We start from the raw sequence: 25,043 nt of genomic DNA, 5'->3' as shown, positions 1-25,043 counted from the left end.
ACTATTTATTTAGTAACAATTTGGACTGTTCCTTGCGCTAACTGCTTTAGCAACACTTCTTTATCCTTTTCTAGCTCTTTTACCACAACATCATTATAATGTCTTATCGTATATAGACTTACATTATTGTGACAAACAACCTTAAACTTTGCCTTTAAATGTTGTAGCAATTTTTCTAAATTATCAAATAAATTATCAATACAAACAGAAAAGCTAATAGCAGAATTCTGAATCACATCAACCTTCATTTTATACAAGTGTAATAAACTAAAAATTTCGCTAATATTTTCTTCCATAATATATGAAAAATCTAAAGACGATAATGAAATTAAAGTTTGATTTTTCTTAACAATAAAACAAGGCACCTCCGGGACTAAAGCTTTTCCTTTACTTACACAAGTACCTGCTCCTTCAGGATTTAAAAATGATTTTACATACAACGGAATTTCCTTTTGTTGTAAAGGCTGAAGCGTTTTTGGGTGAATTACAGATGCTCCATAAAACGCCAACTCTATTGCTTCTCTATAGGATATTTGATGCAATAATTGCGCGTTTTCAAAATAACGTGGATCTGCATTTAAAACACCAGGAACGTCTTTCCAAATGGTTACACTATTTGCATTTAAACAATACGCAAATATTGCTGCCGTATAATCACTTCCTTCTCTTCCCAAGGTTGTCGTGAAATTGTTGGAATCACTTCCTAAAAAACCCTGAGTAATATTTAAAATATTAGTATTTAAATTGGTTGAAATATTCTCTTGAGTTTTTTCCCAATTTACATTTGAGCGTCTGTAATAGTTATCTGTTTTTATAAATTCTCTAACATCAACCCAGTTATTTTTTAAGCCTATTTCATTAAGATAATCGCTAATTATTGTAGTCGAAATTAATTCACCATACCCAATAACTTGGTCATAAACATAATTATAATCTGGAGATTTATTGCTTTTAAAAAAGGCATTTAATTCATCAAAAAAAGCCTTTACATCTGTAAATACTTGATGACGCTTATTCTCAAACAAATCGACTAAAATATCATCGTGGCATTTAATAACGTCGTGAATTGCACCTTGTAATTCACTTTTGTTTTCAAAATAATTCTTGATGACTAACTCCATTCTATTAGTCGTTTTCCCCATTGCAGAGACCACAACTAAAGTATTATCATAACCTGTGGTTGTTAAAACTTTTGCCAAGTTTTTTACACCATCTGCATCTTTTACTGATGCACCTCCAAACTTAAAAATGCGCATTATATTTGGTTTAAATAATTCTTAATTCCTTGTTCGTCGAGATGCACTACATTCCAATCGCGCTTTACATCTGCACCTTTACTTTCGTAAAACTTTATGGCTGGTTCGTTCCAATCTAAAACTTCCCAACTTATGCGTTTTACTCCAAGCTGTTCCCCATGCTTAACAACCGCATCTAAAAGCTGAGTTCCTAAACCTTTGCCTCTACATTTTTCACTAACAATAAGATCTTCTAAATGCAAAATTTCGCCTTTCCATGTAGAATATCTTGGATATACTAAGGCGATACCTTCAATCACATTTTCAACTTCACAAACAAAACAAGTAAACTTTGGGTTGGGACCAAAACCATCATTTTCTAAATCAGATGTTGTAATTTCTACAGCGTCTGCTTCTTTTTCGTATGTTGCCAATTCTTGGATGAGTTCTAAAACTCTCGGCATATCTTTAACAAGTGCTAATCTAGGTTGGTTCATTTTATAAATAAAAGACTCAAATATAATCTAAACTCACTTTACAAAACAATTTTTTAAAGTACGAAAACGTTATAGTATGTTAAAAAAACACGATATTTGTGAGCTATTAATCAATATTACACTTCATGTCAAAACGGAATCAAACTTTAGGTGAGTTTATCATTGAAAATCAAACCTCTTTTAAATATACATCCGGTGAACTTTCTCGGCTTCTAAATTCTATTCGTTTAGCTGCTAAGGTTGTTAACCACGAAGTTAATAAGGCCGGTTTGGTAGATATCATTGGAAATGCAGGTGATACGAATATTCAAGGTGAAGATCAGCAAAAGTTAGATGTTTACGCCAACGAAAAGTTTATTCAAACCTTAACCAAACGAAATATAGTTTGTGGTATTGCGAGTGAAGAGGAAGATGACTTTATAGCGATTAATAGCCAAGACGAAAACAATCAAAATAAGTATGTTGTTTTAATTGACCCTTTAGATGGCTCTTCTAATATTGATGTTAATGTTTCTGTAGGAACCATTTTCTCAATTTATAGACGTGTTACTCCATTAGGTACACCAGTAACTTTAGACGATTTTTTACAAAAAGGAAGCGCACAAGTTGCGGCTGGTTATGTGGTATATGGCACATCGACAATGCTAGTATATACGACAGGAGATGGCGTTAATGGATTTACTCTTAACCCAGCAATTGGATCTTATTATTTATCACATCCAAATATGCAATTTCCAGAAGATGGAAATATTTATTCCGTAAATGAAGGTAATTATTCAGATTTCCCGATAGGGATAAAAAAGTATATAAAATATTGCCAGGAAGATGAAGGAGAAAGACCTTATACAAGTCGTTATATCGGCTCTTTAGTTTCTGATTTCCATAGAAATATGATTAAAGGAGGTATTTACATGTACCCAAAAAGCACTAAGAACCCAAAAGGAAAATTACGTTTGCTATATGAATGTAATCCAATGGCTTTTATTGCAGAACAAGCCAATGGTAAAGCAAGTGATGGTTTTACAAGAATTATGGACATAGTGCCAACGGAGCTTCACGAACGTGTACCATTTATTTGTGGTAGTAAAAACATGGTAGAAAAAGCAGAAGAATTTATGCGTAACGAGGAATAAACGACATTACGCTTAAAAATTTAAGTTTTTCGCAACTTAAAACCCATAAAAAAAGCGACAATATTTTAACGTATTTCTGTTAAAATATTGTCGCTTTTTATTCATCTATAATTTGGTCAATTACTCATTCATTGATTTAATTCCATCAATAAATTCTTCGAGACTAACCTTATCGTAAGCCAATGCTAAAGCTTTATCAGCAATATATTTAACGTTAGTTGAATTAAATCCTAATCCAACACAAAGCTTTTCTAATAACCAATGCTGATTTGGTCCTTCAATATCATCTACCCATACCATACGCGCCAAATCATAAAGACGCTCTAAACGTATATCATAAGATGTTGGTGGGTTAATAGGATGAGTTTTATAATCGATTAATATCTGTTTATATTCTAACTCTGAAATATCTAATCGCGTTGCTAAACGATCTAAGAACGCTTTCTCTTTCTCTGTAATTACACCATCACTATTAGCAACTCTAACTATAGCTGCAAAATGGTCTTCATTACGTTTTTTAAATCCGCTATCGAATAAATCTGAAAATGACATATATCTATTTTATTTATTATCTAATTATTAATTCTGAACAAATATAATTCTATTCAAAGAATTATCATTAGTGAACACTTCAAAAATTTTATATTTGCAATTCCAAAATAAGAAACTTGAGTAAAGTATCTATTACCCAAACATTCGCACAGACTTTGCAACTGCAAAATCTGCAAACTGCTATTGCCCAAAGCGAAACAAAAACACATTTAAAAGGTCTTGTTGGTTCCTCATTTTCAATTACGGTTGCCGAAGCTTTTAAAACAGCAGACAAACCCTTTTTACTTGTTTTTGATGATAAAGAAGAAGCAGCTTTTTATCTTAATGATTTAGAACAACTCGTTAATGATAAAGACGTATTATTTTATCCAGGAAGCTATCGCAGACCTTACCAAATCGAAGGAACCAATAATGCCAATGTACTTTTACGTGCCGAGGTTTTAAACCGAATTAATTCGCGTAAAAAACCGTGTATTATTGTTACCTATCCTGATGCGCTTTTTGAAAAGGTAGTCACAAAAAAAGAACTCGATAAGAACACCTTAAAAATCTCAGTTGGCAACGACTTAAGCATCGATTTTGTAAATGAAGTGTTGTTTGAATATAAATTTAAACGTGTCGATTTTGTAACAGAACCTGGTGATTTCTCAGTAAGAGGTGGTATTGTAGATGTCTTTTCATTTTCGCATGATGAACCTTATCGCATTGAGTTTTTTGGAGACGAAGTCGATAGTATTAGAACCTTTGATGTAGAAACACAACTATCAACCGAGCGGATTAAAAAAGTAAGTATTATTCCGAATGTAGCTAATAAAATGATTGCTGAACGACGCGAAAGTTTTCTCAAATACATTTCGAATAAAACGGTTATTTTTTCTAAAAATGCATCCCTTACGTTTTCAAGAATTGATGATTTTTATGGTAAAGCTGAAGAGGCTTTTAATAATTTATCTAGCGAAGTTAAACATGCCTCTCCTGAAGAACTATTCTGTAATTCAGATTTATTAAAACGTCAATTTTTAGAATACTCTTTAGTTGAATTTGGAACAGAAGCTTTTTTCGCGCAGCAACTTATAGCCTTTTACACCAAGCCACAACCAGCATTCAACAAACAATTCAATTTGCTGATTGAAGATTTAAATGAAAATAACGCTAACGGCATTACCAATTATATCGCTTGTGTAAGCGAACAACAAGCCAAACGTTTTCATGATATTTTTGATGATGCAGAACAAACAGTTCATTATAAAACGGTGGTACTTTCACTTTATCAAGGTTTTATAGACACCGAACATAAACTTGCAGTTTATACAGATCATCAAGTTTTTGATCGTTATCATAAATTTCACCTTAAAAATGGCTACGCCAAAAAGCAAGCCATCACATTAAAGGAACTAACGAATCTTGAAATCGGAGATTACGTTACACACATTGACCATGGTATTGGTAAGTTTGGTGGCTTACAAAAAATAGATGTTGAAGGTAAAAAGCAAGAAGCTATTAAATTGGTTTATGGCGAACGCGATATTTTATACCTCAGTATTCACTCATTACATAAAATCACCAAGTTTAATGGAAAAGATGGTAAGCCACCAACGGTTTATAAATTAGGCAGCAAAGCTTGGGCAACTTTAAAACAAAAAACAAAATCTAGGGTTAAGGAGATTGCCTTCAACCTTATAAAGCTTTATGCCAAACGAAAATTAAAGAAAGGATTTCAGTACGCTCCAGATAGCCATATGCAATTAGAGTTGGAAGCCTCTTTTATTTATGAAGATACTCCAGATCAAATCACATCTACAGCAGATATAAAAGCGGATATGGAAAGTGAACGACCAATGGATCGATTGATTTGTGGTGACGTTGGATTTGGTAAAACTGAAGTTGCCATTAGAGCTGCATTTAAAGCGGTAGATAACGGTAAACAAGTTGCTGTTTTAGTACCAACAACCATTTTGGCCTATCAACATTCTCGAACTTTTAAAGAACGTTTAAAGGATTTTCCGGTGACTGTAGATTATGTGAATCGTTTTAGAACAGCCAAAGAAAAACGCGAAACCTTAGAAGGATTAGAAAAAGGAAGTGTTGATATTATTATAGGAACACATCAACTGGCGAGTAAAAACGTAAAATTTAAAGATTTAGGTTTACTGATTGTTGATGAAGAACAGAAGTTTGGTGTTGCTGTAAAAGAAAAATTAAAGACCATAAAGGAAAACGTAGATGTCTTAACGTTGACCGCAACTCCTATTCCGAGAACACTTCAGTTTAGCTTAATGGCTGCGCGAGATTTATCAGTCATTAACACGGCTCCACCAAATAGATATCCTATAGAGAGTCATGTTATTCGTTTTGGAGAAGAAACGATTAGAGATGCGGTGAGTTATGAAATTCAACGTGGAGGCCAGATTTATTTTATCCATAATAGAATCGAGAATATTAAGGAAGTTGCAGGTATGATTCAACGTTTAGTTCCTGATGCAAAAATCGGTATTGGACATGGGCAACTCGATGGTAAAAAATTAGAAAATCTAATGCTCGCTTTTATGAATGGCGAATTTGATGTTTTGGTAGCGACCACTATTGTAGAAAGTGGCTTAGATGTCCCAAATGCGAATACTATTTTTATCAATAATGCGAATAATTTTGGTCTGAGTGACTTACACCAAATGCGTGGTCGTGTTGGTCGTAGTAATAAAAAAGCATTTTGTTATTTTATTACTCCAGATTATTCTGCGATGACAGCCGATGCTAGAAAACGGATTTCAGCCTTAGAGCAATTTACAGAATTGGGTAGCGGATTTAATATCGCTATGAAGGATTTAGAGATTCGTGGTGCAGGAGATTTACTCGGTGGCGAACAAAGTGGATTTATTAATGATATTGGATTTGATACCTATCAGAAAATATTGAATGAAGCCATAGATGAATTAAAAGAAACTGAATTTTCAGATTTATATAAAGATGATGGTAAGCCTAAACAATATGTAAAAGACATTACCATTGATACGGATTTCGAATTGTTGTTTCCAGATGATTATATCAACAACATTACCGAACGTCTAAATCTTTACACCAAACTCAACGAGATAAAAACAGAAGAAGAACTCGCTAAATTTGAAACTGAAATTATTGACCGTTTTGGTGAGTTACCAACGCAGGTTTCAGACTTATTAGACAGCGTCCGCCTTAAGTGGATTGCTACAAAAATGGGGATTGAAAAACTGATTATGAAGCAGGGTAAAATGATTGGTTATTTTGTGCAAGATCAGCAAAGTGGTTTTTATCAGAGTGACGCATTTACTAAAGTTTTACAATTTGTACAGATGAATGCTGGCAAATGCAAAATGAAAGAAAAACAAACCCGAAAAGGATTACGCTTATTAATTACGTTCGAAAAAATTAAAAACACCAAACAAGCATTAATGGCCTTAAAGGATATATAATGAATGAAAAAAGTCATTTAAATAACCTTTTTTGGCTATTTATTGCTGCTATATGTCTTAGCACTTCTGGGCCTTTAGGTAAGTTTATAGATATGCCAACACCAGTAATTATTTGGTGGCGCTCTATTTTAGCCGTAATTATACTTTTCTCTTTCTGCATTTATAAAGGCATCAATTTAAAAATCGCGAATAAAAAAGACCGTGTTACTTTCTTTATGGCAGCGCTACTAATGGGTGGCCATTGGATTTTCTATTTCTACGCTTTAAAGCTCTCTAACGTAGCTATTGGAATGATTTCATTGTTTACATTTCCTGTTATTATAGCTATTTTAGAACCTTTATTTTCAAAAGTAAAATTAGACCCTATCCATATCGTTTTAGGTCTTATGGTGCTTCTTGGTATTTATATTTTAGCTCCAGATTTCAATTTAGAAAGCGTTCAATTGCAAGGCATTTTATGTGGTGTACTTTCAGCTGTATGTTATGCCTTAAGAATTTTAATGCTAAAAGACCATATTGCCTCTTATAACGGTACCATGCTTATGTTTTATCAAGTGCTAATTCTAACGGTATTATTAGCTCCTGTTTTATACTTTATGGACACTTCTAATATCACCACACAATATCCTTATATTCTTTTACTAGCAATAGTAACCACGGCTATTGGACATACGATGTTTGTAAATAGTCTAAAACACTTCAAGGCCAGTACAGCAAGCATCATTGGAAGTACACAACCTGTATTCGGAATTATTATAGCATTCTTTTTTTTAAATGAATTACCTTCCCCTAATACATTTATCGGTGGCAGTTTAATATTGCAACGGTTATTATTGAAAGTATAAGATCTAAAAAGGAGATATAGCACTATAATGGCTTAATTGTTGAAGGCATTTAGGTGTAAATGAATTTTAAGCATGAAAGAAATTTACGAACCAAAATTCGTCGAAAAGCTATTTGATAAAATGTCTAGTTCGTATGCCTATATGAATTATATAACATCATTTGGATTTAGTGAACGTTGGAGAAAACGATGTGTTGAAGAAATTAACATTGAAGATGGAAAAGTAGTCGTGGATTTAATGACAGGCATGGGGGAATGTTGGAAGCATGTTCTCCATAAAAGCACTATGAATTCAGAACTTATCGCTGTAGATTTTTCAGCTGAAATGATTAAACATGCAGAGAATAACAAATTGAAATTTCCACATTCAAACATTACCGTTTTAAAGGAGGATGTATTTCATAATTCAATAGAAAGTGAATCTGCAGATTATATTATTTCCGGATTTGGTTTAAAGACCTTTAATGTAGAACAAATAAATGCTTTAGCTAATGAAATTGATAGACTATTAAAACCAAATGGAACGTTTTCCTTAATTGATGTATCTGTTCCAAAAAATAATCTTTTAAAGCCATTTTATATGTTTTACTTAAAAAAAGTCGTTCCACTATTAGGCAAGCTCTTTTTAGGAAGTCCTGAAACTTATAAAATGTTAGGTATTTATACAGAAGCATTCGGCAATTCTAAAAATGCTTTTCAAATTTTTAAAAGAGATAATTTTGAAGTCGAATATATCAATTATTTTTACGGTTGCGCCACCGGAATAAAAGGCCGAAAAATAAAATAACAATTAGCAAACAATTTTATAAAACATACAATACATGAAAAAATTATTAATCCTACTTTTCGTTTTACCCTTACTATTACAAGCTCAAAGTGTAAAAGGCACATTTTTACCAGCTGAAGATTTTAGCTATGCTTTTCTATATCATGCTACACCAGAAAGTGCGAATTACGTTAATAGAGGACAATTAGATAGTATTGGTAATTTTGAAATTCAATTAGATTCTACAGTAGCACCAGGTATTTACAAAATTGTTTATGCGACTCCACCAGAAGAAAATAATTTCGATTTTATCTATGATGGAAAAGAAACTGTAGCGTTTAATTTTAGCAATGATAAAGGTGTTGAATTCACTAAATCTGAAGAAAACAAACTATGGACCTCTTACCTAAAAAGTATAGAAATGGTGAATCAAACCATTAGTAATTATTACTCCAAAGAAAATAATGATGAAAAAGGTTTTACTGCTATTTTTAAAACCTTAAAAGACACACAAACGGCTTATGAAGAATTAGCTAAGAATAAATTGGTTTTCAAGTTCATAAAAGCCAACCGACCTTATATTCCAACACAATACGAAGGTATTACAACGTATTCTGAAAACCTTAAACAGCATTATTTAAGTCAGGTTGATTTTAGCGATTATCTACTTCAAAGTTCTTCATACTTAATAGATCGCGTAACGGCTTATGTTTTTAATATGGTTGCAGATCCTAGTGAAGCTACCTATAAACAACATATTGATGATGTAGCAGCCGCTATTAGTAATGACGACTTAAGTATTAAAACGAGCCTATTAGAAATGCTTTGGCAGCGTTTTGTGGCATTAAACAATAACAATATTGCCAATTATATTACAGATAGTTACTTATTAGAATTAGCAAAATCTACTAACAATAAAGTTTTAAAGGATATGGTTATTTCTTTTAAAAACACATCAATCGGATCTAAAGCCCCCAATTTTGAAATCACTTTAGATGGCAAAAAAACAAGCTTACATCAATTAGAAAGTGCAGAAAACTACTTGCTTGTTTTTTGGAGTAGTGGTTGTAGTCATTGTCTAAGCGAATTACCACAGGTGAGAGAAATGGTTGCAAACAAACCCAATCTAAAGGTGGTTGCTTTTGGATTAGAGGATAACTCTAGAGACTGGGAAAGACAAAAAGAAAACTACCCCGATTTTATTCATCAAATTGGATTAGAAAAATGGGATAATCCAATTGTAAAAACCTACGGCATTTCTGCGACGCCAATGTATTTTATATTAGATGCTTCAAAACATATTATCGCTAAGCCTTATGGCATTGAGCAATTAGAAGTTTTATTGAAGGAGTTGTAAAATTTGAATGTATAGTATTGAAGAGGTAAGGAAAAACTATAAATGTTTTCCGGATGCGAAAATTGAAAATATAGCAAGAAACGAATCTAAAGGTTTAAGAAGAGAGATCCTTAATGTCTTAAAGGATGAAATTATAAGACGACAGCTAAACCTAAGTCTTATTAGTTGGATTGATTCGGAAACTAAATCATTTGAGGGTTTAGAGCGTCGTAATCTCATTCTAAAAATTCAAAATCAACACTGTCCAAAATGTTTAGAAAAAACTAAATTATTTGGTTTTGAAACCCATACGGTAAAGTCATTTTTAATTGGAACTAGCTCGTCTAGGGATGAACAAATCCTTTGTGCAAGCTGTGGAAAAACAGCGAAATTAAATGCTATCGCAATTACATTTTTTGCAGGGTGGTGGTCTGGAAAAGGTTTTCTATTAACCCCATTTACTATTGTTAAAGACGCATTAAACTTCTTATTTATTGATAAAATTAGCGATAGAATTCTTAATGCATTTGTCGATGACCGAACCGGTTCATTTAGAAGATATGGCACTGATGATAGCGTGTTATCTCGACTGATACAATGGAAAAATAATTCGGATGATAACTCAACGTATTAAAAAGAAAAACGCCCAGTAAAAACAAGTGTTTTAACTGAGCGTTTTGAAACTAAATAACCAACCAAATTTAGTTTCATTTATTTGATCTATCGTTTTTTAAATATCACTTAGAACATCTTTAAATTGACTCTAAGGTGTTTCGTGTATTTGTTCTATTATTTTCTACTTTCTTTGTGTTTTGCTTACGTTTTTTAAACCTATCAACTTCTGTAGTTGACTTCCCTTCTGCATCTGTGCTTCTGTAATACTGTATATAGCCACTTCCTCTAAATTCGTACAGGGTACCAGAATTTGCATGAAACAACTCTATTGTACTATCATTAATAACGCTCAATTCGAAGTATTCATTGCTGAAGAAATCATAATCTAATGTTAATGTTTTTAAGTACCGCGTTCCAGAGACATCTCCTACTCCATAATCACCTACAAAATCCCAATAGATATTATTTGTATTATAGACGTTTTGATCTTGAGAACTTCTAAATGTAGCATCGTTTCCACCAGATAAAAACTGTAAATAGTTCTCGTCATCAAAATCATTGAGTGCTCCATAATTACTGGTATATGTTTTTTCCCAAGCTTCATATTCTTGTAAGAAATAATGAATGTTATCGTAGAAGATAAAATCATAATCGAAATTAGATTTTTGGTAACCATCTAAAAAATAAGACGTGTCATTATAAGGATTGTATAATTCAATCGTATTGTTATCTACCTGGTACACATCAAAACTATCGTAACCATCAATAACATGGTCTACATCTAATATCATATCATAGGCATCGTAATTCCCTATTTGAACACCATAACCGTTACCTTGACTTCCAAAGTCAACCAAATTATTATTTGCATACAAACGGCCATTATCAAAAGATAACGTAAACGCAATTTGCATAAATGGTGTTTCACCATAACCTTCTGTAGCATTAATATCGACATACCATAAATCGTAAGAATTTAATAACTGATTTAACGAAATTGCAGGTTCGTCTATATAATGTGTTTCCTCTACATAACATGATGTAAATACTGTTGCCATAAATGCAAATCCTAATAGTAGTTTTATAGTCTTCATAATCTAACGGTTTTAGGGTTATTACTTATACAGTTTCAAAACGTGTGCCAAAAAATATTCTGAAGCTATTTGAACGCATACAAAAAGCAAATTTGTTCTAGTTGTTTTCACATCTACAACGTCTTAAAAGAACGAAGCGTTAACATGGTTTTAGCTCGAATAATTCTATAAATTTTCCGTAACTTTGATATACAAAACTGATTTAATCTCTATGAGTGATACAACAAAATATGCCGTTTTTGGTGCAGGAAGTTGGGCTACAGCCATTGTGAAAATGCTTTGTGAAAACCTAGATGAAGTGGGTTGGTATATGCGAAGTGTTTACGCTAAAGAACACATCTTAAAAGAACAACATAATCCAAGTTATTTAAGTTCGGTTGAGTTTAAAACCGAACAACTAAAACTGAGTAATGATATTAACGAAATAGCAAGTTGGGCGGATGTATTAATTTTTGTTATTCCTTCAGCTTTTATTCATGCCGAATTAAAAAAACTAACCGTTGATATTAGCAAAAAAACTATCGTTTCTGCTGTAAAAGGTATTATGCCAGAAACAGGCAAACTAGTTGGTGAGCAATTTCATGATGAATACAATATACCGTTTGAAAATATTGCTGTTATCGCAGGCCCTTGCCACGCAGAGGAGGTGGCTTTAGAGCGTTTATCCTATTTAACCATTGCTTGTGACGATGCTAAAAAAGCACAAGCCATCGCCAATAATTTATCGAGCGATTACATTAAAACCAAAACAAGTGATGATGTTATTGGTATAGAATACGCTGTAATGTTAAAAAATATTTATGCTATTGCTGCCGGAATCGCTCATGGCTTAGGTTATGGCGACAATTTTCAGAGTGTCTTAATGAGTAACTCTATTAGAGAAATGAAACGCTTTATCAAAAAGATGCACAAGATGAAACGTAACATTAATAACTCGGCTTACTTAGGCGATTTATTAGTGACGGGCTATTCTGTTTTTTCTCGAAATCGAATGTTCGGAAATATGATTGGTAAAGGTTACACCGTAAAATCTGCACAAATGGAAATGAATATGGTTGCAGAGGGTTACTACGCCACAAAAAGTGCATTTGAATTAAATAAAAAGAACAAGAAAAAAACGCAACTTCCTATTATAAATGCCGTTTACGATATTTTATATGAAGGGAAGGATGCTAAAAAAGTATTTCAAAAACTAACAGATAAATTGGATTAAAAATATGGTTTTTAGCTATTAGACTTTCGCTATTAGCGAAAAGCCAATGTTTTAATACCTAAGTACTTATTTACGCTATTTAGCTAACATTTATTACTATAGCTTATATACTAAGAGATTCCTGCCTTTGCAGGAATTTTACTTTACCAAAACCCCTTTCAACTGCATCAAAGGAATGGCCTGCAAAGCTTTTTCATTGATGGTGTTTTTCCTGAATACATACGTTTTATCAAACATTTGGTTACCTTCAAAAAACGTAATTTTAAACTCATTATTTAGCTCTAAAACCTTCTCTTGTAGATATTCAATTTTAGCGTAACTTCTTGCAGGTAGTTTTGCAATGGTGTGTCGCATTACAGGAGTTAATTTTTTATCATTATAACCTCTTGTAACAATAAGTACTGTGTCTAAGTCATTATCGCTATTGTTAATGATATAGGCATTCCAATCTTGCGTTTTATATTCTAAATGCTCTTCTTGCACAACCGCAACATGAACATCCTTAACTTCTGGAATTTTTATGTCTTTTTTCATATTGCAAAAGTAAATATTCTACTCAAAATAAGAATTAGAATAATCACTACTTATTATCCCTTGCAGGTTATAAATCACCAAATGCTTAAAGAGCTCTTGCTCTGAATAGGACTCAAATAAATTATTCTTTTTAAACACTAGATTATCAATTCTAAAAAAATAGATTTTCACTACTAATTCTACATTAACATCTTTTCTAATATCACCTCGTTCTTTACCTTTTTTTAATAAGTCTAAAACAATACTATTCCCTAATTCTTCAATAAAATCAGTATATAGCTTATTTGCTTTGGGGTAATACTTTTCGATACCAAAAAGAAAAGAGGGCTTAAAGTATTTTAAATACTCAAACCCTCTCTGGTAAATTATTATAACACTCAAAATAGGGTCTTTACCTTTACTATTAATCACCCTATTTATATCTTCCTTATATTCATTTATAAGACTTTCTACACTGCTAGTGACGAGGTCTTCTTTATTTTTAAAAAATGAATAAATTGTTTTTTTTGATATGCCAAGCTCATTTGCTAAATCATCTAAAGTGACATGCTTACTCCCAAATTGGGTAAACTGTTCAATAGAACATTTTAACAATGCCGCTTTAGTAATCATGTTTAAATTATCTTATCTCCAACCACCACCAAGTGCTTCGTATAAATCTACAATAGATACTAATTGTTGCAATTGGCTATCTATAATATTAAGCTCTGCACTCAAGGCACTTTGTCTTGCTGTTAATAAATCTAAATAGTTAGCGTAACCATTTTTAAGTAATTCTTCTGAATTGGCTTCAGCAGTGCGCAAAGCTTCGACTTCGTTTTTTCTGAATTCGAATTTTTTGGTTTCTGCTTCATAAGAAAACAAGGCATTTGAGACTTCATTACCGGCAACTAACAAGGTCTTTTTAAACTGAAGCAACGCCTGTTCTTGTTGTGCAATCGCCACTTCTCTTTGCGTTTTTAATTTCCTTTGATTAAAAAGCGGTTGTGTTAATCCACCAACCACAGTCGCAAATAAAGAATTTGCATTTAATAATTTATCCAATTCTAAGCTTTGAAATCCTCCTGAAGCCGTTAATTTTAAAGAGGGATAAAAGTTACCCTTAGCCACATTAGTGAGTTCGAAAGATTGAATTAACCCATACTCAGCAGACATTACATCTGGCCTGTTTCTCAACAAGGTTGCTGGTACTCCTAATACAATGTCTTGTTCAATGTTTTGAATGTCTAAACTACTTCTTTCAAAATTCTGCCCTGATTTACCTAATAAAATGCTTAAGGTATTCTCGGTTTTAAATATAGCCGTTTCAATATCTACCTGTAATGCTCTTGCACTATTGTATTGCGCTATATTTTGGTCAACAGCAACCTGTGTTACTTGGCCTGCGTCCTTTAACGCTTTTATAGTTTCAACTCCACTTTCTCTTGTGGCAATAGTTTGCTTTGTTATTTCTAATTGTGCATCTAAAGCTAATAAGTTGTAATACGTGTTCGCTATACTAGAAATCAATTGTGTTTTCACAACTTGATGACCAGCTACACTTTGCAAATAACCTGCTTGCGTTGCTCTTTTATTACTTCTTATTTTACCCCAAATATCGGCTTCCCAAGAGAGGTTAGCAGTAATGTCATAAGTATCTATTCCTCCGCTAAACAATGATCCAAACTGACTGTTTTCTGACAATTCTTGATGTGTTGCATTTGCACCAACACTAACACTAGGTAAATAACCCGCTTTACCTTGTTTCGCATACGCTTCAGCAGCTAATATTTGTTGCAATGCCATACGCACGTCCATATTATTCTGAAGACCTTCTTCTATGTATTGCTGCAGGTATTGATCAGTAAATAATGTTTTCCAAGATACATCTGCAATGGATACACTGTCTGTTGATAAATTATCTGTTCTGTAAAGTGCTTCGGTTTCCGCTTCTATATCGGGTCTCACATAATCTTGAGCCACAAAACAGCTTTGTAATGTTAACGCAAGGATTAATAATAAAGCTCCTTTGCTAAAATTTCTATGTTTTATAATTGATGTCATAGTTCTTAATTTTCAATAGTTTGTACTGCGGGTTTACTTGAAACTTTTTCTTGTAACCACTGAAATAAAATAAACAGAATTGGAATTACGAAGACTCCTAAAATGGTTCCTATAAGCATACCACCTGCGGCTCCTGTTCCAATTGAATTGTTACCTTCTGCACCAACTCCTTTGGCCAATACCAATGGCATTAATCCCAAAATAAAGGCGAAAGACGTCATTAAAATAGGTCGTAAACGTGCCATCGCTCCATGGATAGCAGCTTCTACAATAGTCTCACCATTCTTTCGTCTTTGCAGGGCAAACTCTACAATAAGAATGGCATTTTTAGCTAGTAACCCGATTAGCATAATCAAGGCGATTTGGAAATAAATATTGTTTTCTAATCCAAATAACTTTGTACTTATATACGCTCCAAAAACACCAAATGGTAACGATAATATTACGGCAAATGGCAGTAAGTAACTTTCATATTGTGCACTTAATAAAAAATACACAAACAGTATACTTAATATAAATATGAAGGTGGTTTGGTTTCCAGCATTGACTTCTTCTCGTGTTAATCCAGAATAAGCAACCGTATAATTACTTGGTAATTTTGTGACTTCCTCTTCAATAACTCTAATGGCATCACCTGTACTAAACCCATCATTTGTTGCTCCTGTTATTGCGGTTGAATTAAATAAATTGAATCGCGTTACTGATTGTGGACCATACACTCGTTTTAAATTAACAAACTGTGTAATTGGTGTCATTTCACCAGAATCTGTTCTCACATACATACTATTTAAGGCACTTTCATCTGCTCTATCCTCTGGTAATGCTTGGATGTATACTCTAAATTGTTTGCCATATTTAGAAAAATCTGAAGCGTATACACCTCCAATATATCCTTGTAATGTTGAAAAAATACTGTTAATTGGAACTCCTTTTTCTTTTGCTAAAGGCACATTAACTTCCATCTCATACTGCGGATAATTGGTGTTAAAAGCTGATGTTGCATATTGAATTTCAGGATGTTTCATTAAAGCCATAGAAAATTCTTTATTGGCTTTATCTAAGTCTGTAAACTCTCCTCCAAATTTATCTAATAAATTAACTTCAAAACCAGATGAGTTACCAAAACCACGAATACTTGGTGGCGCAAAGAAAATAATATTTGCTTCTGGTATGGTAGACGCAATACCAAACAATTTCCCAATAATGGCTTGAGATGCTAATGATGGGTCTTTCCGTTGGTCCCAATCTTCTAATTCAAAAAATCCAATTCCAAAATTACTACCAGCACCACTTAATAAGCTACTACCTTTAATAAATGAAACTCCAGTAACACCAGATAAATCTTTTGTTTTTTCATACAACTCATTAGCTACTGCATTTGTTCTATCTAAAGAAGCTCCTGCTGGTAATTCTATATTTGCGAAAATAATTCCTCTATCTTCATTTGGCACAAAACCTGTAGGTGTTGTTTTGGCTGCATAAAAAATACCAATTATGGCTAATACTAATAGTAAACCAGAAATCCATTTTCTTTTGTATAGTAATTGAAGTGATTTTCCGTATCTATCAATAGTTGCATTAAAACCACGATTAAATAAAGCGTAAAAACGTTTTAATGGTCCTTTACCTTTAAGCTCTTCATCATCTTCATGTGTTTTTAATAACAATGCACATAATGCCGGACTTAATGTTAAGGCGTTGACTGCAGAAATAAGAATAGCAATAATTAAAGTCACACCAAACTGCTCGTAAAACACACCTGTTGGACCTGTTACAAAGGTTACAGGAATAAATACAGCTGCCATTACTAAAGTAATAGATATGATGGCACCAGATATTTCATTCATGGCAATTAAAGTTGCCTTTTTAGGATTGTGTTCGCCTTCATCCATTTCAGCATGAACCGCTTCTACAACTACAATGGCATCATCTACCACAATACCAATGGCAAGTACTAGCGCAAATAGCGTCAATAAGTTAATAGAGTACCCAAAAACATTCAAGAAAAAGAACGTACCGATAATAGATACAGGTACTGCTATTGCAGGAATTAATGTAGATCTAAAATCTTGAAGAAATATAAATACCACTAAAAATACCAGTAGAAAAGCTTCTATTAAGGTGCTTATTACTTTTTCGATAGACGCATTTAAAAATAAACTTGTATCATACGGTATTGAAATATGTAATCCTTCAGGAAGGTCTTTCTCTATAGATTGAAAAGTTGTTTTAATATTTTCTATAATTTCTTGAGCATTAGACCCTTTGGTCTGAAAAATCCCCATAAAAACTGCAGGCTTTCCTAAAGTCATAGCATTAGATGCATAGGATTGCGCATCTAACTCGATTGTTGCAATATCTTTCAATCTTAAAAATTCGCCATTCCCTAAAGCTTTAATGACAATGTTGCTGTATTGTGCTTCATCTTTAAAACGACCACTATACGTTAAAGTATATGAAAAAGATTCGCCATTATTTTGTCCTAAAGAACCAGCAGCTGCTTCTAAGTTTTGTTCAGCTAAAGCTGCAGAAACATCAGAAGGTATTAAGTTATAAGACGCTAATTTTTCTGGATTTAACCAAATACGCATCGCGTAATCTTGTTGCGAAAAAACACTAACGTCTCCAACACCATTAATACGCTGTACAGCAGGAATTACATTAATTTTTAAGTAATTCTGAATAAAAGTAGCGTCGTAATCTTCGTTTTCAGAATACATAGAGATAAACATCAAAGCACTAGTTTCTTGCTTTTGTGTTACAACTCCTGTTTGAGTTACTTCTGAAGGTAGTAATGGTGTCGCTCTAGCTACACGGTTTTGAACGTTTACAGCTGCAATATCTGCATCTGTTTCTTGATCAAAATAAACTGTAATTTCGGCTGTACCTGTATTTGATGCTGTAGACGTAATATACGTCATTCCTTCTACACCATTAATTTGCTCTTCAATTGGTACAATTACACTCTCTAAAACGGTTTCTGCATTGGCTCCTGTATAATTTGCAGTTACTTTAATTGTTGGTGGTGCAATATCTGGATATTCCTCTATTGGTAAGGTAGTTATACTAATAACACCTAGCATAACTATGATAATAGAGATTACTGTTGAAAGTACTGGTCTTTCAATAAATGTTTTTAACATGATTAATATGTTTGGTGGTTATCTAATTTCTAAATAATGTTGCAACTGGTTTAATAGCTTCCTCAAAAGAGGTGTCTTGAGGCGCAATTGCCATACCGCTTTTTAATTTTCCAATACCAGAAATTACAATCTTGTCGGTAGGTTCTAAACCAGACTCAACAACATATAAATTATCTACTGTACCTTTAACTTTTAAAATTGAAGTTTCCACTTTATTGTCTGCTCCTAATTTAAAAATCATAATATTACCTTGCTGCTCAAAAGTTGCAGTTTGTGGTACTACCATAGCGTCTTTATACTCTATTGGAAATTTAATTTTACCACTGTTTCCGTTTGTTAAAATTTCGTTTGGATTATCAAAAGCAGCTCTAATTTGAATGGTACCTGTGTTTTGGTTAATCTGACCAGTACTCGTTTGAATACGTCCTTTTTCAGAATATTCCTTTCCATTAGCTAAAACTAAAGTTAGGTCTGGCGAATTTTTAATACGCTCTGCTTTGTTTTGACCTTCAGAGCGTTGTAAATGATCTATATACTGTGCTTCGTTAAAACTGAAAAAGGCATATACTTCATCTATTTGGCTAACAGTTGTTAATGGTGTTGCATCACTAGGACTAATTAAAGCACCTTCTCTAAAATTAATGGCTCCTACAAAACCATCTATTGGACTTTTTATGGTAGCATATCCAATATTTGCAGTTACACCACTATAATTAGCTTTAGCCTGTGCTAAATTCGCTTTTGCTGTTTCTAATTGTACTGGGCTAATAATGTTCTTCTCTACAAGTGGAATCAATTTATCAACTTCTACTTGTGCCACATTAACGCGAGCTTTTGCTGCACCAGCATCTTGACTTAAAGACTGAGTTTCTAATTTAAATAAAGCTTGTCCTTTACGTACTTTTTGCCCTTCGTCTACGTAAACTTTTTCTATATATCCAGAGGTTTTTGCTCTAACATCACTGTTTACTTTACCTTCAATTGTTGTAGGATACTCAGTATAACCTGTTACGGTTTTTGTTTGTAATTGTGTTACAGGAAAAGGTAAAACTTGTTGCTGTTGTGCTGAAGCTTCTTGCGCTTTCTCATTATTATCACAGCTAATCACAACTAGAAAAATACTAGCTATTGATAATATTGAAATTATTTTATTTATTTTCATTATTTTAAAGGTTGAATTTATTTTTAATTAGGTTTTCTTTTAGTTCTTTCATTGATGCTGAAGCACTTGAAATAAATTTGAGATAATTGTTATGAAATGTTAGATCGAATTTCTCATCTTCGTCTGTAATATGTTTGTTTATGGCTTCTTTATAAGCTTTCATTTCAAGATGCAGTACCTCAACAGTTTCCCATTCTTCAATCATATTATCAATATGATTTAATACCGAATCTTTATTAATGACAAAATACTTTTTGCGGTCTCCCGTTTTGGTGAAGTATTCTATTTTTTTTAAGTCTTGTAAATGGTTTAAATGGGTAGAAATGGTACTTTTACTTGCGCATAATACCTCTACCATTTCATCAAAAGTTGCACCTCGTTTTCCTGTTAAGATCACGTAAGCCATTATACGTGCTGCAACAGGTGCTAAACTATCTTTACTTTCTAAATGAACTCCTAGTCTTTCTACAAGCTCCATTTTTTTGTTACAGATTTCTTTAGTCATACTTAAACTTTAAAAATTATAGAGCAAATATATAATTGGTTCGGAACAAACCGAACTAAACGAAGTTAATTTATTGTTAAATAAAAAAGCCGACTGAAATCAGTCGGCTTTAAAATATATATTGTTGATGTTTATAAGGCAGATTTAAACTGCTCTAAAAATCTAACATCATTCTCACTTAACAATCTAATATCGCTAATTTGGTTTAGCAACATGGCAATACGATCGATTCCCATTCCGAAAGCAAAACCTGAATATTGCTTAGAATCAATACCACAATTTTCTAATACATTAGGATCTACCATACCACAACCCATAATTTCTAACCAACCGGTACCTTTGGTGATTTTATAATCGGTTTCTGTTTCTAAACCCCAATACACATCAACCTCAGCACTTGGTTCTGTAAATGGAAAGTATGATGGACGTAATCTAATCTTCGATTTTCCGAACATTTCAGTCGTAAAATATTGAAGTGTTTGCTTTAAATCCGCAAAACTCACATCTTTATCAATGTATAAGCCTTCCACTTGATGGAAAAAACAATGTGAACGTGCCGAAATGGCTTCATTTCTATATACTCTTCCTGGTGAAATCGTACGAATTGGAGGTTGATTATTTTCCATATAACGCACTTGTACCGAACTGGTATGTGTACGTAATAAAATATCGGGATCTGTTTGAATAAAGAACGTATCCTGCATATCTCTTGCTGGATGGTACTCTGGCAAGTTTAATGCTGTAAAGTTATGCCAATCGTCTTCGATTTCAGGACCTTCACTCACATTAAATCCGATACGCGAAAAGATATCGATAATTTCATTCTTTACAATAGAAATCGGATGACGCGCACCAATAGCAATTGGTTCCCCTGGTCTTGACAAATCTCCGTAAATACCTTTGTCTTCTTCCTGACTTTCTAAAGCCTCTTTTAAGTGATTTACTTTGGCTTCAGCTGTATTTTTAAGCTCATTAATGATTTGCCCGAATTCTCGTTTCTGATCGTTCGCTACATTTTTTAATTCGCCATAAAATGCCTTTAAGTGGCCTTTTGAACCTAAATATTTAATTCTAAAGGCTTCAACTTCTTCTTTAGATTGTGCTTTAAAAGCTTCTGCCTCTGCTATGAGTTCTTTTATCTTATCTATCATGAGTTCTATTCAAAAACGAGTGCAAATTTAGTTTTTTTTTGCGAGTTATGGTAGCTGTATAGCGTCTAAGCTATTTGATATATTCAGTTTCTACAAAATAATTGACGATTGCTTCTTTCATCAGTACACTTTGCTCACCAGCTTTTAGATGTGGTAATTGGGCTAACACTTTATAATGTGGCCAACCTTCGTCATCTACATAATCAAATTCATAAAACCCATAAGGCGTTAAAACCTTACAAATGGCTATATGCATCAAATCGAGTTTATGATCTTTTTTATACTCACGATGAATCTGACCAAGTTCTTGTACGCCAATAAGGTATATTATAGAATCGAGATCTAATCTATCTCCATCAGCAAATTGGTTTGAGAGTTTCTCTACCACCAATTCCCATCGTTCTTTTAATTGTTCGTCTCTTGCCATGTTCATTTCCCGTAAAACGGGAATTTCTTTAATTAATAATTCAAAGTTTTAAGTTGAAGAGTTCTCCTTCAAGTTCAACTCCTTATAAGGCTTCAAAGTTAATAAACTAAAGTAGGTTGAAATGCGTTATTATTTATAAATCAGAAAAAAAGTAAAGTTTAGCTTATTAGCCCAAAGTTTAAATAAAGTGATTCTCTAAAATTTGAACTTAAAAAAATCACGTACTTTTGTCTAAACCACTAGTTGTATGAGTATTATTGATATCATTTTAGCTGCCCTTTTGTTGTTCGGATTTATACGCGGCTTATTTAAAGGTCTTTTTGTTGAAGTTGCCTCTTTATTAGCTTTAGTTTTAGGTGTTTGGGGAGCTATTCATTTTAGTGGTTTTGCCGCAGGATTTTTAGAACCTAAAGTAGATTGGAATGAAAAAACCATTAATATCGTCGCTTTTGCCATCACATTTGTGGTGATTGTTTTAGCCATTGGCTTAGCAGGAAAAGCATTAACCAAGCTTGCAGATTTTGCAGCTTTAGGGATCATTAATAAACTTGCAGGTGGTGTTTTTGGTGCGCTTAAAATTGGGTTAATTCTTAGTGTACTATTAGGTGTGTTTCATAAAATGAATAATACTTTACCCTTTATGGAAAAAGAAGATTTAGAAAAAAGCATGCTTTATAAGCCTGTGAAGTCTTTAGCTCCTATAATTTTTCCATCTATCATTAAAAGTGAAACTGAAGAAAACGCTGAAGAGAACGCATAAAAAAAGTCGTTCTTTCGAATGACCTTTGATTTTAATCTAAATGGTAAATCTCCATAATATCTTTGAGATATTTTTCGAAATCTATTTTTAAATCTATTAGTTTTCCCGTATGTACATCAAACACCCAACCATGTACTTTCAATTCTCTCTCTCTATAAGCTTTTTGTACGGCTGCAGTTTTAATTAAATTAACGCATTGCTCTTTAACATTGAGCTCTACAAGGCGATCGTACTTTTTTTCTTCACATTCTATGGCATTCAATTCATCATGGTGCATTCTATAGACGTCTCTAATATTTCTTAACCAACCGTTTAATACGCCCAAGTCTGCCGATTGCATGGCTGCTTTAACTCCACCACAAGCATAATGTCCACAAACGACAACGTGATTCACCTTTAGATGTGTTACCGCATAATTTACAACCGACATGCCATTTGCATCTGTACCAACGACCATATTAGCGATATTTCTATGTACAAAAACTTCACCTGGACCAAGACCCATAAGATCTTCTGCAGTTACTCTACTATCGGAACATCCTATGTATAATAATTCTGGCTTCTGTCCTTTCCCTAAGTTTTCAAAATAATTAGAATCAACGGCAAGTTTCTCTTTAATCCACTTCTCGTTATTTATAAATACGCTATCCAAATTCATAATTGTACATTTTTTAGTACTTATTTTCGACGTTGTTTTTCACCCATTTTATACAGGATTTGAAATCTTTAAAAATATGCTCATTCGGAATAAAATCTGGAATAATATCAATACGCTCCATCATGTAACGTGGCTGCTTGAGCAACCCAACAAATAAAACTTCTACATCCTTCTTTTTTAAATCTTGAAGCATATCTTCCATGGCATAAAGACCAGTTTGGTCCATATACTGCATACGACCTAACCTCAGAATAACAGTTTTTGCTGTTATTGGAATCTGTTCAGTTAGTGCTTGAAAATCACTAGTTGACCCAAAGAATAAAGGCCCTTTGAGATGTTTTATAAACACTTCTTCTTTTAAGTTTTCTGGAAAGTTACCTTCATCGTCCCAAGCTTCTTCCTTTAAAGATTTTACATCAGAGCGTTCTGCTGTTAAATCTCCTATTTTTTTCATAAACATTAATGATGCAATGACTAAACCAATGCCGACAGCATAAATTAAATCCCAGAATGTAGATAAAAGTAACACTACAATCATTATTAAAACTTCAGAACTTAATTTTAAAGGCCCTAATTTGATGTCTCTAGGTAAACTTGGTATTGCCTTAAGTCCTTTATAATCCATAACACCTATACCAACTGTAATTAAAATTCCGGCTAAAACTGCAGCTGGAATTTTTGACGCAACATCACTTAATGCTAACATTATTAACAATAACATTACACCTGCAATCATACCAGACAACTTGGTTTTTCCTCCTGCATTAATATTTACAACGGTTCTAATCGTAGCTCCAGCACCTGGAATACCTCCAAAAAGTGCAGCTATACTATTACCAATTCCTTGACCAATTAACTCCTTATTAGGTTTGTGTTTCGTTTTAGTCATATTATCTGCAACTACACTTGTTAATAAAGAATCTATTGCTCCTAATAAGGATAAAGTAAGAGCTGTAAATATGTATGGTGTAATACTTCCTAAGCTAAAACTAGTAAACATTTCTAATCTTGGGACAGGTATACCTCCTGGAATTTCTGAAATAGGTCGATAACCTAAATTAAACCCATAAGCAATTCCCGACATTACAATAAGGGCTACTAATGTACTCGGTATCGCTGTTGTTATACGCTTAAAACCATAAATTATAAATATGGTTCCTAAAGCTAAAATGAGCTCTAACCAATTAATGTTTTTTAACGCTCTTGGCAATACTTTAATGGCTCCTACTGTACCAGAAGCTTCTTTGGCTGCTAAAGTTTGAGATTCATTTAAAATCTGTTCTGGTGTAATTTGGTCCGCACGATCTATAGTTTCTTTAAAATTTTCTAGTACTAAAATACCTTCACCAGCTTCGTCTTTTAAAATGTTTTCAAGAATAACTTCTTCAGCTTGTGGCTTAAATTGTTCTACAAACTCTGAATCTTCTTTAGGGTAGTAACCAATTGAAGGTAAAATTTGTGTTAGTAAAATTATAACTCCTATCGCAGTCATAAAACCAGAAACTACAGGATAAGGAATATATCTTATATATTTACCTAAACCTAAAAAACCAAGTCCAATTTGTATAAGACCAGCCAATAGAAATACGGTTAGTATAGCTGGTAACGCTTTTTCTACACTACCATCGTTAGCTGCTACAATACCTGCAATAATTACCATACTTACAGCAGTCATTGGTGCTGTTGGACCCGAAATCTGAGTGGCAGTTCCACCAAAAAGTGCGGCAAAGAAACTAATAAAAATAGCTCCGTAAAGCCCAGCTTCTGGGCCTAAACCTGAAGAAACTCCAAATGCTAAAGCCAATGGTAAAGCAACAATTCCTGCGGTAATGCCACCAAATGCATCACCTTTAATATTTGAAAATAAATTCTTCATAGTATCGTATTCGTTAAGTATTAAAATACTTTAATTTTTAATAAAAGAAAAGC

General features: G+C 33.1%; 22 protein-coding genes. 8 read left to right on the top strand and 14 right to left on the bottom strand.

Annotated elements, in window-relative coordinates:
• Positions 1-5: 5 nt before the first annotated feature.
• Positions 6-1,256 (bottom strand): aspartate kinase, encoded by a 1,251-nt coding sequence (locus BLT80_RS03805; protein ID WP_092466246.1) that lies wholly within the window; start codon positions 1,254-1,256, stop codon positions 6-8.
• Positions 1,256-1,732, bottom strand: a complete 477-nt coding sequence (locus tag BLT80_RS03800) for a GNAT family N-acetyltransferase (RefSeq protein WP_092466245.1) — start codon at positions 1,730-1,732, stop codon at positions 1,256-1,258. The genes BLT80_RS03805 and BLT80_RS03800 overlap by 1 nt, the downstream gene beginning before the upstream one ends.
• Before the next feature lie 125 nt (positions 1,733-1,857).
• Between BLT80_RS03800 and fbp the strand changes: the two genes are divergently transcribed.
• Positions 1,858-2,865 (top strand): class 1 fructose-bisphosphatase, encoded by a 1,008-nt coding sequence (gene fbp, locus BLT80_RS03795; protein ID WP_092466244.1) that lies wholly within the window; start codon positions 1,858-1,860, stop codon positions 2,863-2,865.
• 120 nt (positions 2,866-2,985) lie between these two features.
• Here fbp and BLT80_RS03790 read toward each other — a convergent pair whose 3' ends face one another.
• Positions 2,986-3,417, bottom strand: a complete 432-nt coding sequence (locus tag BLT80_RS03790) for a tellurite resistance TerB family protein (RefSeq protein WP_092466243.1) — start codon at positions 3,415-3,417, stop codon at positions 2,986-2,988.
• A gap of 116 nt (positions 3,418-3,533) precedes the next feature.
• Here BLT80_RS03790 and mfd point away from each other — a divergent pair, with 116 nt between their 5' ends.
• The 5 genes from mfd (at position 3,534) to BLT80_RS03765 (ending at position 10,443) form a co-directional block, all read left to right on the top strand.
• Complete coding sequence (gene mfd / locus BLT80_RS03785; protein WP_092466242.1) at positions 3,534-6,863, top strand: transcription-repair coupling factor; 3,330 nt, start codon at positions 3,534-3,536, stop codon at positions 6,861-6,863.
• Positions 6,863-7,708: a DMT family transporter gene (locus BLT80_RS03780; RefSeq protein WP_317041760.1), complete on the top strand. Its 846-nt coding sequence runs from the start codon at positions 6,863-6,865 to the stop codon at positions 7,706-7,708. The genes mfd and BLT80_RS03780 overlap by 1 nt, the downstream gene beginning before the upstream one ends.
• 72 nt (positions 7,709-7,780) lie before the next feature.
• Positions 7,781-8,494, top strand: coding sequence for a class I SAM-dependent methyltransferase (locus tag BLT80_RS03775; RefSeq protein ID WP_092466241.1), 714 nt, complete (start codon positions 7,781-7,783; stop codon positions 8,492-8,494).
• 34 nt (positions 8,495-8,528) lie between these two features.
• Positions 8,529-9,830: a TlpA family protein disulfide reductase gene (locus tag BLT80_RS03770; RefSeq protein WP_092466240.1), complete on the top strand. Its 1,302-nt coding sequence runs from the start codon at positions 8,529-8,531 to the stop codon at positions 9,828-9,830.
• A 7-nt stretch (positions 9,831-9,837) separates the two neighbouring features.
• On the top strand, positions 9,838-10,443 hold the full coding sequence (locus BLT80_RS03765; protein ID WP_092466239.1) for a hypothetical protein: 606 nt from the start codon (positions 9,838-9,840) through the stop codon (positions 10,441-10,443).
• A 118-nt stretch (positions 10,444-10,561) separates the two neighbouring features.
• On the opposite strand, the gene BLT80_RS03760 is transcribed toward BLT80_RS03765, so the two are convergent.
• Positions 10,562-11,518 (bottom strand): nicotinic acid mononucleotide adenyltransferase, encoded by a 957-nt coding sequence (locus tag BLT80_RS03760; protein WP_092466238.1) that lies wholly within the window; start codon positions 11,516-11,518, stop codon positions 10,562-10,564.
• 211 nt (positions 11,519-11,729) lie between these two features.
• Here BLT80_RS03760 and BLT80_RS03755 point away from each other — a divergent pair, with 211 nt between their 5' ends.
• Complete coding sequence (locus BLT80_RS03755) at positions 11,730-12,731, top strand: NAD(P)H-dependent glycerol-3-phosphate dehydrogenase (RefSeq protein ID WP_092466237.1); 1,002 nt, start codon at positions 11,730-11,732, stop codon at positions 12,729-12,731.
• Positions 12,732-12,869: 138 nt separating this feature from the next.
• On the opposite strand, the gene BLT80_RS03750 is transcribed toward BLT80_RS03755, so the two are convergent.
• The 8 genes from BLT80_RS03750 to BLT80_RS03715 form a co-directional block, all read right to left on the bottom strand.
• Positions 12,870-13,265, bottom strand: a complete 396-nt coding sequence (locus BLT80_RS03750) for a hypothetical protein (protein ID WP_092466236.1) — start codon at positions 13,263-13,265, stop codon at positions 12,870-12,872.
• Between the two features lie 18 nt (positions 13,266-13,283).
• Positions 13,284-13,877, bottom strand: coding sequence for a TetR/AcrR family transcriptional regulator (locus tag BLT80_RS03745; RefSeq protein WP_092466235.1), 594 nt, complete (start codon positions 13,875-13,877; stop codon positions 13,284-13,286).
• A 12-nt stretch (positions 13,878-13,889) separates the two neighbouring features.
• Positions 13,890-15,308: an efflux transporter outer membrane subunit gene (locus BLT80_RS03740; RefSeq protein WP_092466234.1), complete on the bottom strand. Its 1,419-nt coding sequence runs from the start codon at positions 15,306-15,308 to the stop codon at positions 13,890-13,892.
• A gap of 5 nt (positions 15,309-15,313) precedes the next feature.
• On the bottom strand, positions 15,314-18,451 hold the full coding sequence (locus BLT80_RS03735) for an efflux RND transporter permease subunit (protein WP_092466233.1): 3,138 nt from the start codon (positions 18,449-18,451) through the stop codon (positions 15,314-15,316).
• Between the two features lie 22 nt (positions 18,452-18,473).
• A complete protein-coding gene (locus BLT80_RS03730) occupies positions 18,474-19,613 on the bottom strand; it encodes an efflux RND transporter periplasmic adaptor subunit (protein WP_092466232.1) in 1,140 nt (379 codons plus the stop codon).
• Between the two features lie 4 nt (positions 19,614-19,617).
• Entirely contained in the window at positions 19,618-20,118 is a 501-nt protein-coding gene (locus tag BLT80_RS03725; RefSeq protein WP_092466231.1) for a GbsR/MarR family transcriptional regulator, read from the bottom strand.
• A gap of 131 nt (positions 20,119-20,249) precedes the next feature.
• Complete coding sequence (gene pheS / locus BLT80_RS03720; protein ID WP_092466230.1) at positions 20,250-21,269, bottom strand: phenylalanine--tRNA ligase subunit alpha; 1,020 nt, start codon at positions 21,267-21,269, stop codon at positions 20,250-20,252.
• 70 nt (positions 21,270-21,339) lie between these two features.
• Positions 21,340-21,696, bottom strand: a complete 357-nt coding sequence (locus tag BLT80_RS03715) for a hypothetical protein (RefSeq protein ID WP_092466874.1) — start codon at positions 21,694-21,696, stop codon at positions 21,340-21,342.
• Positions 21,697-21,943: 247 nt separating this feature from the next.
• Here BLT80_RS03715 and BLT80_RS03710 point away from each other — a divergent pair, with 247 nt between their 5' ends.
• A complete protein-coding gene (locus tag BLT80_RS03710) occupies positions 21,944-22,456 on the top strand; it encodes a CvpA family protein (protein WP_092466229.1) in 513 nt (170 codons plus the stop codon).
• 31 nt (positions 22,457-22,487) lie between these two features.
• Here BLT80_RS03710 and BLT80_RS03705 read toward each other — a convergent pair whose 3' ends face one another.
• Together BLT80_RS03705 and BLT80_RS03700 are read right to left on the bottom strand one after the other, a co-directional pair.
• Complete coding sequence (locus tag BLT80_RS03705; RefSeq protein WP_092466228.1) at positions 22,488-23,114, bottom strand: carbonic anhydrase; 627 nt, start codon at positions 23,112-23,114, stop codon at positions 22,488-22,490.
• 13 nt (positions 23,115-23,127) lie between these two features.
• On the bottom strand, positions 23,128-24,990 hold the full coding sequence (locus BLT80_RS03700) for a SulP family inorganic anion transporter (RefSeq protein WP_175455542.1): 1,863 nt from the start codon (positions 24,988-24,990) through the stop codon (positions 23,128-23,130).
• Positions 24,991-25,043: the final 53 nt, after the last annotated feature.

The organism is Winogradskyella thalassocola, from assembly GCF_900099995.1.
In the GTDB taxonomy this organism is placed as follows: domain Bacteria; phylum Bacteroidota; class Bacteroidia; order Flavobacteriales; family Flavobacteriaceae; genus Winogradskyella; species Winogradskyella thalassocola.
This window is presented reverse-complemented; position numbering and strand designations above follow the sequence as displayed.